This window comes from Maribacter algicola (genome assembly GCF_003933245.1).
GTDB lineage: Bacteria > Bacteroidota > Bacteroidia > Flavobacteriales > Flavobacteriaceae > Maribacter > Maribacter algicola.
Map to the genome: position 1 here is coordinate 1,921,495 of NZ_QUSX01000001.1, position 11,943 is coordinate 1,933,437.

The 11,943-nt window shown below is 39.9% G+C and carries 11 protein-coding genes; 2 read left to right on the forward strand and 9 right to left on the reverse strand.

Annotation, left to right across the window (positions count from 1 at the left end; translation table 11 throughout):
• Nucleotides 1–165 precede the first annotated feature (165 nt).
• On the forward strand, nucleotides 166–2,310 hold the full coding sequence (locus DZC72_RS08120; RefSeq protein ID WP_125222332.1) for a carboxy terminal-processing peptidase: 2,145 nt from the start codon (nucleotides 166–168) through the stop codon (nucleotides 2,308–2,310).
• Between the two features lie 55 nt (nucleotides 2,311–2,365).
• Here the strand turns inward: DZC72_RS08120 and msrA are convergent, their stop codons facing one another.
• Together msrA and msrB are read right to left on the reverse strand one after the other, a co-directional pair.
• Entirely contained in the window at nucleotides 2,366–2,905 is a 540-nt protein-coding gene (gene msrA / locus DZC72_RS08125; RefSeq protein ID WP_125222333.1) for a peptide-methionine (S)-S-oxide reductase MsrA, read from the reverse strand.
• Complete coding sequence (msrB, locus tag DZC72_RS08130; RefSeq protein ID WP_125222334.1) at nucleotides 2,898–3,359, reverse strand: peptide-methionine (R)-S-oxide reductase MsrB; 462 nt, start codon at nucleotides 3,357–3,359, stop codon at nucleotides 2,898–2,900. Before msrB ends, msrA begins: the two co-directional genes overlap by 8 nt.
• Nucleotides 3,360–3,446: 87 nt before the next feature.
• Between msrB and DZC72_RS08135 the strand changes: the two genes are divergently transcribed.
• On the forward strand, nucleotides 3,447–4,259 hold the full coding sequence (locus DZC72_RS08135) for a DNA/RNA non-specific endonuclease (protein WP_125222335.1): 813 nt from the start codon (nucleotides 3,447–3,449) through the stop codon (nucleotides 4,257–4,259).
• Here DZC72_RS08135 and rodA read toward each other — a convergent pair.
• The 7 genes from rodA to DZC72_RS08170 all read right to left on the reverse strand — a co-directional run bounded on the left by rodA (nucleotide 4,256) and on the right by DZC72_RS08170 (nucleotide 11,908).
• Nucleotides 4,256–5,536 carry a rod shape-determining protein RodA gene (gene rodA / locus DZC72_RS08140; protein WP_125222336.1) on the reverse strand — a complete coding sequence of 427 codons (1,281 nt, stop codon included), beginning with the start codon at nucleotides 5,534–5,536 and terminating at the stop codon, nucleotides 4,256–4,258. The two genes, DZC72_RS08135 and rodA, sit on opposite strands and share 4 nt — an antisense overlap.
• Complete coding sequence (gene mrdA, locus DZC72_RS08145) at nucleotides 5,526–7,394, reverse strand: penicillin-binding protein 2 (RefSeq protein WP_125222337.1); 1,869 nt, start codon at nucleotides 7,392–7,394, stop codon at nucleotides 5,526–5,528. Before mrdA ends, rodA begins: the two co-directional genes overlap by 11 nt.
• Nucleotides 7,391–7,900, reverse strand: coding sequence for a rod shape-determining protein MreD (gene mreD / locus DZC72_RS08150; protein WP_125222338.1), 510 nt, complete (start codon nucleotides 7,898–7,900; stop codon nucleotides 7,391–7,393). Before mreD ends, mrdA begins: the two co-directional genes overlap by 4 nt.
• Entirely contained in the window at nucleotides 7,890–8,711 is an 822-nt protein-coding gene (gene mreC, locus DZC72_RS08155; RefSeq protein ID WP_125222339.1) for a rod shape-determining protein MreC, read from the reverse strand. Before mreC ends, mreD begins: the two co-directional genes overlap by 11 nt.
• Nucleotides 8,712–8,750: 39 nt before the next feature.
• The gene (locus DZC72_RS08160; protein WP_125222340.1) at nucleotides 8,751–9,779 is read right to left on the reverse strand and encodes a rod shape-determining protein; all 1,029 of its coding nucleotides are present in this window, start codon (nucleotides 9,777–9,779) and stop codon (nucleotides 8,751–8,753) included.
• Between the two features lie 56 nt (nucleotides 9,780–9,835).
• On the reverse strand, nucleotides 9,836–11,368 hold the full coding sequence (gene purH / locus DZC72_RS08165) for a bifunctional phosphoribosylaminoimidazolecarboxamide formyltransferase/IMP cyclohydrolase (RefSeq protein ID WP_125222341.1): 1,533 nt from the start codon (nucleotides 11,366–11,368) through the stop codon (nucleotides 9,836–9,838).
• Nucleotides 11,369–11,458: 90 nt separating this feature from the next.
• The gene (locus tag DZC72_RS08170; protein WP_125222342.1) at nucleotides 11,459–11,908 is read right to left on the reverse strand and encodes a GAF domain-containing protein; all 450 of its coding nucleotides are present in this window, start codon (nucleotides 11,906–11,908) and stop codon (nucleotides 11,459–11,461) included.
• Between the last annotated feature and the right edge of the window lie 35 nt (nucleotides 11,909–11,943).

An 11,943-nucleotide genomic window follows, 5' to 3' on the forward strand; every position in this document is an offset into this window, starting at 1 on the left:
TACGTTTTTAAATAGGATTTGTCATTTGGCTCGTTTAACAAAAAATTAATTCCAAGCCCCCAAATTGGCATGGTTTTTTCTTTATCTTAGAGGATTTCGACAAAAAAGTTGCTCGTATAATCTATAAATTCCTAGGTTTTGAAAATTAGATTTAAAAATATATTTATGAAAAGAAATTTAGCTTATGTTCTTACGATAATGCTGGTTGCGGTGGCATCCTGCAGTTTCACAAATAAGTCTTTTGATAATGACGATAAGGATAAATTGTTATTGGACCTGATTACCTATGTTTTGGAAAAGGGACATTACGAGCCCAAGGAAATCGACGATGATTTTTCGGTCAGCGTTTTTGAAGACTTTATAGATGTTCTCGATCCCACAAAACGCTATTTTTTAGCTACAGATATAGCTGATTTTGAGCAATATAAGTTCCAAATCGACGATCAAATAAAAAATACTGACATCACTTTTTTCAATTTGGTGTATGAAAGGCTGATGCAACGAATGGGCGATGCGAAGGAAATCTACAAGGAAGTCCTTAAGAAACCTTTCGATTATTCGGAGAATGAAATTATAAGTATAAAATACGAGGATGAGCCATTCGCTTCCAACAGGCAGGAATTAATGGAACGCTGGAGGAAACAACTCAAATATGCTACTTTGGGTACTTATGACTCCAAAATCGCACATGCTGAGAAGCCAGCTGACGAGGCTATTTCAGATGACCATGACCATAGTGCCCATTCCCCGGAAGAGGCTGAAATAGAATCAAGGGAATCAACCGAAGCCACGTTGGATGAATTTTTTGATTTTGTGGATGATTTGGAGCGAAAGGATTGGTTCGTACAGTATATCAACACCATAGTTGACGAGTTTGATCCGCACACATTTTATTTTGCTCCGGACGACAAGGAAAAATTTGACATGAATATGTCCGGCAAATTTGAAGGTATAGGTGCTAGGCTACAGAAAAAACCGGAAGGTGCCAAAATTGTTGAAATCATTTCAGGGGGTCCGGTGTGGAGAGACCAACGGTTGGAAGTTGGCGATGAAATAATTAAAGTGGGCCAAAATGGCGAGGAACCTATCAACATAGTTGGCATGCGTTTGGATGATGCCATAAAGTTGATTAAGGGCCCACAGGGAACGGTTGTTGACCTAACAGTACGAAAGGTAGATGGTTCTTTGGAGGAGATATCGTTGACTAGAGATGTTGTGGAATTGGAAGAGTCCTATGCAAAATCTGCCAATATTATAAGAGGTGATGAAAAATTCGGGATTATAAATCTTCCAAAATTCTATGTGGATTTTGAGGATTACAACGAAAGAAATGCTGCCACAGATGTGGCCAAGGAAGTTGAGCGCCTAAAAGAAGAAGGTGTCGAAGGATTGATTTTGGACCTAAGGGACAATGGGGGAGGTTCCTTAAAGACAGTTGTTGAAATGGCCGGTCTATTCATTAAAGATGGGCCCATCGTTCAAGTTAGGTCAGGAAACAAGCAAAAAGAAGTTTATGATGATAAGGACGAAAGAATACAGTGGGACGGACCTTTGGTGATACTCGTGAACGAACTTTCTGCATCCGCATCCGAAATTTTGGCCGCTGCCATGCAGGATTATAAAAGGGCCATCGTGATAGGAAGCAAGCAAACCTTTGGAAAGGGAACCGTACAAAACGTAATACCTTTGGACAACATCGTTAGAAGCAATGAACATGGAGATTTGGGTGCCATTAAATTGACTACCCAAAAATTCTATAGAATCAATGGAGGTTCAACCCAATTGGAAGGTGTTAAAAGTGATGTTGTGGTACCGGATAAATACAGTTATATCGATTTAGGAGAGCGAGATCAGGCAAATCCTTTAAAATGGGATAAAATTACACCTGCCGACTATGAAATCTGGGATGGCTATCTTGATTATGAGCAAACGGTGGCCAAGAGTAAAAAGAGAATGGAAAGCAACCCACAGATAAAACTTATTGAGGAAAATGCAAAATGGTTGAAGTCTGAACAGGACGAAACCGAGATTTCCCTAAATTACAATACGTATAAAGAGGAGAAGGAAAAGGATAAGGAACAGTCCAATTATTTCAAAAGTCTAATGGACTATGATTCTAAATTGACTTTTAAGTCCTTGAAATATGAACAGGAATTATTTGCCCAAGATTCTGTGTTAAGGGAAAAAAGGGATAGATGGCATAAGAGTTTGGCTAAGGATGTATATGTAGAAGAAGCCGTCAATGTTCTTGAGGATTTAAAAATGAACAATCTTAAGAACCTTAAACTCGCCAGTAGCGTAAAAAATTAACTACTGATATAATGTATGTAGTAAAAAAAAGCCCCGTTTATACGGGGCTTTTTTATTATTTGATTTTAGTGGCATACAACTTTTTTAGCTTGGCAAGTTTAGGATTAATGACGACTTGGCAATACCCTTGTGAGCCATTATTTTTATAGTAGTCTTGATGATAGTCCTCAGCCTCATAAAAAATGCCAAGCGGGGATACTTCCGTAACAATGGGATTTTCATAGAGTGGTGCTACATCCGCCAGTATATTTTCCGCAATTTTTTTCTGATAATCGTCTCTATAGTATATTACGGAGCGGTATTGTGTTCCTACGTCCGCACCCTGCCTGTTCAAGGTGGTAGGGTCATGCGTTGTCATAAAGATTTGTAAAAGGTCGTACACGGTAATCATGGTAGGGTCATAGGATATTTTTACAACTTCGGCATGACCGGTCAGACCGGAACAAATCTCCCTATACGTGGGTTTACCGGGTGCATTTCCACCCGTATATCCTGATATAACGGATTGTACTCCTTTGATTTCCTGAAATATGGCTTCAGTACACCAAAAACAGCCTCCGCCCACTGTGATGGAATCTAAATTTGATTTATTCATTGATCGCCTCCTTAATCATTTTCATGGATTCCGAATTGATACAATATCGTAATCCGCTTGGAGGAGGACCATCAGGAAAAACATGGCCTAGGTGGGCATCACATGTATTGCAAAGAACTTCTACCCGTACCATTCCAAAAGAGGAGTCCTTTATATACTTTATGGCATTTTCTTTTATGGGCTGCGTAAAGCTTGGCCATCCTGTTCCAGACTCAAACTTAATGCTCGAGTCAAATAAAAGGGTACCACAACAAATACAACCATATTTTCCGGCATCGTGAACACTACATAAGGCGCCTGAATGGGGAGCTTCCGTTCCCTTCTTTCTGGTAATCCTAAATTGCTCTGGGGTCAATAGTTGTTTCCATTCACTTTCCGATTTTTCTACGCGCGTGTCCGGAGTGGGATTTCCTTTAACAGAAAAATGAATTATATCTTTCCAAGTAAGTGCCATAAATTTCCTTTCGTCTTATGATTATTAGATACTCTATCCGTCGTAACAATACTATACATCTTACAGAATTGTGACTAACTTTGAAAAATGTCCGTATATCGTAAAAATAGTACTATTTACTCCATTTTAATAGTGATTTGTATCGTTGGGTTTTGGGTATTTGAGAACTTTTACACCCCGGATACCTATTCAAAAAAGAATGATGAAAATAACGCAAGTTCTTTTCCTTTGGAGTATTTGCCCAGTTCCACTACCGGGGATATCGTGCATCATTCCTATTTTTCATTATCGTATAATGAGCCGTTTGAACAAGCGGAATGGGTCGCCTATGAATTGGAAAAAAAACATTTGACTTACGATGATCGCAATAGGCCCTATTTCATTGAAGATCCTTGGGTAAAATCCAAGTCGGCAGACTGGCGAAACTATAAGGGTTCAGGTTATGACAGGGGACATTTATGTCCAGCTGGGGACCGTAGGTTTTCGGAACAAGCTTATAATGAAACATTTTATACGAGTAATATCAGTCCGCAGGACAAGGACTTTAATGCCGGTGTTTGGAATAGGTTGGAGATGCAAGTGCGCCAATGGGCAAAACGTTATGGAAAAGTGATCGTTATAACGGGTGGTGTTCTGGAACAGGGATTACAAGAAATAGGGGAGGAGGATGTGGATGTTCCCAAGAAATTTTATAAGATAGTTGCTCGTAAGGAAGGGAAAAAATTCAAGGTTTTGGGCTTTTTACTTCCCGGAGCGGAACAGCAAAGACCCCTACAAGACTTTTGCATTCCTATAGATAGTATAGAAGCCCTAACCGGAATCGACTTTTTTGGACAAATGGATGTTGGACTTCAGAAAGAATTGGAAGGCAAGGTGGATACGGAAGATTGGAGGTTCTAAAAATTTTCCTTCAATCGATTTGTGTCCAATTTCAAAAAAATAAAAAGCAATAGGGTAAAGAAAAGTAGCCCGGAGCCGCCGTAGCTAAAAAAAGGTAATGGGATTCCAATGGTAGGTAAAATTCCTATTACCATACCTATATTTATAAAATAGTGGATCAGGAGGACAGATATGACACCATAGCCATACATTCTTGAAAACGCATTTTTTTGCCGTTCCGCCAGGTAAATCAATCTCAAAAAAAGAATGGAAAAAAGGATAATTACCGTAGCCGTTCCTATAAAACCCCACTCTTCACCTATCGTTGTAAAAATATAGTCAGTATCCTGTTCAGGTACAAAATCGCCTTTGGTCCTTGTACCCTCTAAAAATCCCTTTCCTGAAATCCCACCTGATTCTATAGCTTTTTCGGACTGATAGGTGTTATATCCGATAGTTTTTCTAATCTGTTCCAATTTTTCAGGGTCTTTTTCCAAACGAAGCCACAAGCTGAACCGATCCCGATGTCGTTGTTCAAAAAGATTGTTAAATACAAAATTCACTGATAGCGAGAAGAGAATTATTGCAATTGAGCCAATAACGATAGGAAGTATGGAAACCTTTAAGGACTTACGTTTTAGAAGAAAAAACAGGGCTATCAAAAGTAATAATCCAATTGTCAGCCAAATAGTTCCGAACATTAAGGTTGTTATAAAGATTAAAATCAAGGTAAAAACAATACCTAAGTAATAGAGAGGCAATCCTTCCCTAAAAATCACGAATATCAAGGAAAAGAACACCAGAGCGCTTCCAGGATCCGGTTGGGGTATGATAAGCAGGGCTGGAATTAGTATAATCAAGAGTGCGTACAATTGGTCCTTTACGCGCCTTAGGTCGGTTTGGATGTCACTCAGGTATTTCGCAAGGGCCAGAGCAGTGGCTACCTTTGCCAATTCAGACGGTTGAAAGTTAAAAAAACCTAAGTCGTACCAAGATGTTGCTCCTGCGATAGTCTTACCAAACAGGAACAATCCTATCAGAGAAAGTATGGTAAGGAGGTAAAATAGGCTTGCAAAGCGTTCATAAAAGTTGGCTTCCAGGGCAAGAATCACAATTATCGTTACAAAACTTACAATGATAAAAAAGAGCTGTTTCCCCGATCGCGTAGTTAAATCCAGTAGCGAGGTTTGTTCATCAGTAAACGTACTTGAATAAATATTGGTCCAACCTATGAGGACCAGTGCCATGTAAATAAGAATCGTAAGCCAATCTATGCGTCTTAGAACTTTACCAAACACGTTCGTTTATTTTAAATTCCTCACCACTAAATGGTTTGGCGTATTCGTGTTCCAGTGTTTTTTCCAACATTTTCTTCTCCAAATCCTTTCTGGTGATATCACCTTTTAAGTATTTTTCGATCATCAAAGACGCTATATGACCGGCATATCTGGACCCAAAATACCCATTCTCGATGTATACGGCTATGGCAATTTTTGGATTCTCAACCGGTGCAAAGGCTATGAACACGGAGTGGTCCGTTAATTGGGTGCGTACACCGTTGATTTTGGTGAAATTTTCGGCAGTACCTGTTTTCCCAGCTACCTCAATACCTGGTATTTGCAACCATCTTGCGGTTCCCTTTCTGTAAACATCTGCCATTCCTTGAACGACGGGCTCAAAATGTTCCTTGTCTATTGTGGTGCGCTTGGGTTCGGTGAACTTGGGGTCCGTAATTTCCTTACCTTCGATTTTTTTTAGGATATGGGGTGTATAATAAAATCCCCTATTCGCTATAGCAGCCGTCATATTCGCCAATTGCACGGGAGTTGCCAATACTTCACCTTGCCCTATGGAATTGGATATGATGAAAGAGGAGCTCCATCTGTTGTCACCGTACCATTTGTCATAGTATTCTTTACTTGGTATTCTCCCTTTTTGACCAAACGGCAAGTCATAGCCTAGATAATCGCCAAGGCCAAAACTTTTCATATGTTTCTCCCAGACATCCATGGCCTCGTCCGTAGTATCAAATTTTTCAAAGATTTTTCTGAAAGTGCCTGCAAAATAAGCATTGCAGGATTGGTAGATGCCACTATTTAGATTTCGGAGACCTCCACCACAGTGGCATCCCCGTTTCTTTTTTCCTACATAAAAACCGTTAAAACATCTAATGGTTGTTGATTCGTCCAACACACCTTCCTGCAAGGCGATAAGGGCATTTAAGGTTTTAAAGGGTGATCCTGGTGGTTGTTGGGCATGAATAGATCGATCCCATGTAGGATTTGCAATGGTGTCATTGTAAAGTTCTGTATAGTTTTTGGAACGTTCCCTGCCTACAAGGAGTGAGGGGTCATAGGTGGGCCCTGAAATCATACTTAAAATTTCACCAGTGGCGGGTTCCAGCGCCACGATACCCCCTCTTTTACCCACCATCAAGCGCTCTCCATATTCCTGAAGGGTCTTGTCCAAGGTTATACTAATCTGTTTTCCTTGTTCTGGAAGTGTATCCAAGGAACCATTTTTATAGGGACCTATATCTCTGTTAAATCTGTCTTTCTGAATATACTGAACACCCTTTCTTCCCCTTAAGAGTTCCTCATAGTATCTTTCAACCCCTGTTCTTCCCCTTAGTTCCCCTTGAATGTAATACTTATTTTTTGCCAGATCCCCTTCATTTACCTCGCTTATATAGCCCAATACATTTGCAGCACTTGGGGTGTCATAATATCTTAGGGATCTCTTTTGTATGTAGAATCCTTTATATTTCCTCATCTTCTCCTGCAACTTGGCATAGTCCTCTTTCGAGAGCTGCGGAACTAGTACCGATGGTAACCTAGGGGAATATACCCTAGCCTTAGTGAGCTTTTCAACAAATTTCTCCTTGTCTATACCTAACATTCCACAAAACTCCAAGGTATCCAAAGGTTGGACTTCCCTTGGTATTACCATTACATCATAGGCAGGATCATTGCCTACCAAGAGATTTCCGTTTCTATCATAGATATAACCCCTTTCAGGATAGGTGTACACCCTTTTTATACTGGGATCTTCAATAACTTGATCGGGCGAGAAGCTGAATATCTGCAAATAGGACAACCTACCCAAAAAGGTAATTCCTATTATTATGATAATCAATGAAAGTAATATTCTTCTCATTCCTTCCTAGTACTGAACAATGAACTAAACAATAAACATAATAGTATGGATGCTGCCCCAATAGTGATACTTTTTTTGAAGATCAGAAGTACATTCGCAAAACTAAAAATCTCCAGCGTAAAATATATAACGTGATGGGTTACAATTAATAACGCTAAAAATGTGAATTGTTGTGCCTTGGTGGAGCTATTTAACTTAAAGCTTTGAAACTCATAATTCACCCCAAAAACGAACCGCATGATGGATGGCCTTAAGTAAGCGATAGTAACTGTAGCTGCTGCATTTAGGGCTAAGGTATCCGAGAAAATATCGATCAAAAGCCCAAGTAGGAAGCAAATCAAAATAAAGGTTGTTCTATTCTTCTTTATAGGGTACCAATAAAGAAACAAAACATATACCATGGGATTTATATAGCCAAAGAAGTTTAACCTGTTGAATACAAGTACCTGAACCAGGATCAATAGGACAAACCTTAGTACGTTTATAAAAAAGGTGTTATTGATCATTTGTTTCCGTTGATTCCTGTAGTTCCAAGATTTCCTGCCTATTCAGGTTTTTTATTATGTAGACATTGTTGATGTTCGTCATATCATTAAAAAGGGAAACATCTATACGGTAAAAACTTTTGGAGGTATCCAAATCGAATTTTTTAATGGTCCCAATGGGAATATTTTCGGGGAAAATACTGCTCATGGCTCCCGTAACTATAGTGTCTCCTATGGTAAGTTGCACCAATCTGGGAATGTCCATCAGTTGCACGGTCTTGTAATCCTTGGTATCCCAAATCAAAGAACCAAAATGATTGGAATTCTTGATTTTGGCATTTATGTTGGATTTTTCGTTGAGTATGCTTTGTACCGTTGCGAAACCATTGGAGGTGTTTTCTACAATACCCAGAATACCTTTTGACGTAATTACGCCCATATCTTGTTCAACACTATCTTTTTTGCCTTTGTTTATGGTAATATAGTTACGTTGGTCTGAGTAACTGTTTTTGATTACCTTGCCCCTTACCACCAAATAATTGCTCTCTAATGAATCCAAGGCTTGTGCCCCGTTATTTGTCTTGTTATATAGTTGATACCGTAACCTTTGGTTTTCCTGTACCAGTTTTTCGTTTTCCTCCCTCAGGTCAAAATAGGAGGTAGTATTGTCGAAAAAAGAATAAATGCTTCCCGAAACATAATTGGCAGAGTTTAGGAATCTGGATTGATGGTAGGAGTGCGATTGAAAAGTAAAAATTAACGAAATGAATAGTAGCAGAAGGTATAATAGGAAGATTTTATACCGAATCAGAAAATTTATTATCTGTTGCATTCACTTCTAAATTTTCATTACAGGAATCTATGTGTGGTATTACTTGATAAGTATGCTCTTATATCTTTCCAAGTTTTTAAGGGCAATACCCGTTCCACGAACGACCGCTCTCAAAGGATCTTCCGCTATGTAAACCGGCAAATCCGTTTTTTGCGAAAGTCTTCTGTCCAATCCCCGTAGCATGGATCCTCCACCAGCCAGGTAAATTCCCGTATTGTAAATATCCGCGGCTAATTCCGGTGGTGTTTGCGACAACGTTTCCATAACCGCGTCCTCAACCCTTAAGATAGATTTATCGAGGGCCTTTGCGATTTCCCTATATGAAATTTGTACCTGCTTCGGTTTTCCCGTTAAAAGGTCCCTACCTTGAACCGACTTTTCCTCAGGAGGGGATTGTAAATCCTCAGTGGCTGACCCTATTTCAATTTTTATGGCTTCGGCAGTACTTTCGCCCACATAGAGATTGTGTTGTGTGCGCATGTAATAAATAATATCGTTGGTAAAAACATCCCCCCCAATTTTTACGGATTTGTCACAAACAATACCTCCCAATGCTATAACTGCAATTTCAGTCGTACCCCCGCCTATATCAACGATCATATTACCCTTGGGCTGCATGATGTCCAATCCTATACCGATAGCGGCGGCCATTGGTTCGTGTATTAAATAAACCTCCTTGCCGTTCACCCTTTCTGCAGACTCCTTTACGGCCCGCATTTCCACTTCAGTAATACCTGATGGAATACAGATAACCATTCTCAATGCCGGTGGGAACCATTTTTTCTTTAGGGCTGGAATGTTCTTTATGAACATGTTGATCATCTTTTCCGATGCATCAAAATCCGCAATTACACCATCCTTCAATGGTCTAATGGTCTTAATGTTTTCATGGGTTTTTCCTTGCATCATGTTGGCTTCCTTTCCAACCGCGATGATTTTTCCACTAACCCGATCCCGTGCTACGATCGATGGACTGTCTACAACGACTTTGTCATTGTGGATTATTAAGGTGTTAGCAGTACCTAAATCAATTGCTATTTCCTCGGTCAAGAAGTCAAAAAATCCCATATGATAATGTTTGGTTATGGATTAGGGGGTGCAATACATCGACAAAAGTAGTAAAATTAATGCTTAAAATGACGCGTGCCTGTCATCACCATAGAAATTCCATTTTCGTTGCAATAATCTATACTTAATTGGTCTTTGATGGAGCCACCGGGTTGTATGACGCTGGTTATTCCGGCGTTGGCCGCGATTTCAACGCAATCCGGGAATGGGAAGAAGGCATCGCTGGCCATTACGGCACCCTTTAAATCGAAATTGAAGGAGTTCGCCTTGTGAACGGCTTGGTTTAATGCATCTACCCTAGAAGTCTGGCCCGTGCCACTCGCACAAAGCTGTTTGTTCTTGGCCAAGACTATGGTGTTCGATTTTGTATGTTTACAAATCTTGGATGCAAACAACAAATCTTGCAACTCTAGTTCACTTGGTTTGGTGGAAGTGGCATGGCTCAAATCCTCGAAAACATCGGTCTTATAATCTTTTTCCTGTAGCAGGATACCGTTAAGGCAGGTACGTACTTGCATTTCGGGCATAGCCACGTCATTTTGCACCAAAATGATACGGTTCTTTTTTCCTTTTAATATGTCCAAGGCATCGTCAGAATAACTTGGGGCAATGACTACCTCACAAAAGAGTTCATGGATCTCTGTGGCGGTAGCCTTATCAATTTCCTTGTTACTGATCAAAACACCTCCAAAAGCGGAAACAGGATCGCCAGCCAATGCATCAATATAAGCCTTATGCAGCGTATCCCTTTGTGCCAATCCACAGGCATTGTTATGTTTTAAAATAGCGAAGGTAGGAGCCTCGTTTTTAAATTCGAGCATTAAGTTCACGGCCGCATCTACATCTAGCAAGTTATTGTAGGAGAGTTCCTTACCATGCAACTGTGAAAACATGGCATCAAAATCTCCAAAGAAAAACCCTTTTTGATGTGGGTTTTCCCCGTATCTTAAAACTTTTCCTTTGGTCTCGCTCACTTTTAAGGCGGCGATATCATGGTTTTTATTGAAGTAATTGAAAATGGCGGAATCATAATGAGAGGAAACATTGAAGGATTTGGCGGCAAATTTCTTTCGCTCCTCTAAAGTAGTCTCACCAGCGTTTTTAGAAATAATATCCAAGAATTCCGCATAATCCTCCATAGAGGATACGCACATTACATCATTATAATTTTTGGCTGCGGCCCTGATCAGGGAAATCCCTCCAATATCTATTTTTTCAATAATATCCTGTTCCGATGCCCCACTGGCCACTGTTTTTTCAAAAGGGTATAAATCAACGATGACAATATCCAATTGAGGGATGTCAAATTCTTCCAATTGGGCAACATCGCTTTCATTGTCTTGTCTATTAAGGATACCACCAAAAACCTTGGGATGTAAGGTTTTTACCCTTCCGCCCAATATCGATGGATAGCTTGTAACGTCCTCAACCGGTATGACGTCGATTCCCAAATCCTTAATGAATTTCTCGGTTCCTCCCGTGGAATAGATAGTAATACCGAGTTCTTGAAATTTTTTTACGATGGGTTCCAGACCATCTTTGTGGAATACGGAGATTAAGGCCGAGGAGGCTTTTTTTGAGCTACTCATTATAGGATTCTTATGGGTTCGATTAAGGCAACAAAAGTACTTTTTTAGCAGTAAACTAAGGCCGACTTTATCAACAAAAACATCAAAGTTTTAAAGAATTTTGGCAACTTCCCCGTTTACGAATTCCAAAAACCTTTCATCTTCTTCCGTGAATGGATCCAAAGTATTCGAGTCAATATCGATTTGCCCAATGTTTTCCCCGTTTACGAACAGCGGCACAACAATTTCAGATTTGACAGTAATGCTACAGGCGATGTAATTGTCCTGCGCCTTCACGTCGGGAACCACAAAGTTTTGGTTGCTTACCGCCACCTGTCCGCAGATACCCTTGCCAAAGGGAATAATGGTATGGTCTGTGGGAGCTCCTGCATAGGGCCCTAGCTTTAGTTCTTCCTTTTGACCGTTTTTAAAATAAAAACCAACCCAATCGTAGTGGTCCACTTTCTCTTTTAGAAGATCACAAAGTTCCTGTAGTTTTGAATCCAAATCCTTTTTAGATTCTAATATTGAGATTATTTGGGGTTTTAAAGTAGTTAACATAATGGGTCTTTTTAGGCAATAAAATTGGGGTTAAA

Coding starts and splice junctions, on each gene's coding strand:
- mrdA (WP_125222337.1), bottom strand. CDS start 7,394: ATGAGAAGAATATTACTTTCATTGATTATCATAATAATAGGAATTACC.
- msrA (WP_125222333.1), bottom strand. CDS start 2,905: ATGAATAAATCAAATTTAGATTCCATCACAGTGGGCGGAGGCTGTTTT.
- mreC (WP_125222339.1), bottom strand. CDS start 8,711: ATGCAACAGATAATAAATTTTCTGATTCGGTATAAAATCTTCCTATTA.
- DZC72_RS08120 (WP_125222332.1), top strand. CDS start 166: ATGAAAAGAAATTTAGCTTATGTTCTTACGATAATGCTGGTTGCGGTG.
- DZC72_RS08170 (WP_125222342.1), bottom strand. CDS start 11,908: ATGTTAACTACTTTAAAACCCCAAATAATCTCAATATTAGAATCTAAA.
- mreD (WP_125222338.1), bottom strand. CDS start 7,900: ATGATCAATAACACCTTTTTTATAAACGTACTAAGGTTTGTCCTATTG.
- purH (WP_125222341.1), bottom strand. CDS start 11,368: ATGAGTAGCTCAAAAAAAGCCTCCTCGGCCTTAATCTCCGTATTCCAC.
- msrB (WP_125222334.1), bottom strand. CDS start 3,359: ATGGCACTTACTTGGAAAGATATAATTCATTTTTCTGTTAAAGGAAAT.
- DZC72_RS08135 (WP_125222335.1), top strand. CDS start 3,447: ATGTCCGTATATCGTAAAAATAGTACTATTTACTCCATTTTAATAGTG.
- DZC72_RS08160 (WP_125222340.1), bottom strand. CDS start 9,779: ATGGGATTTTTTGACTTCTTGACCGAGGAAATAGCAATTGATTTAGGT.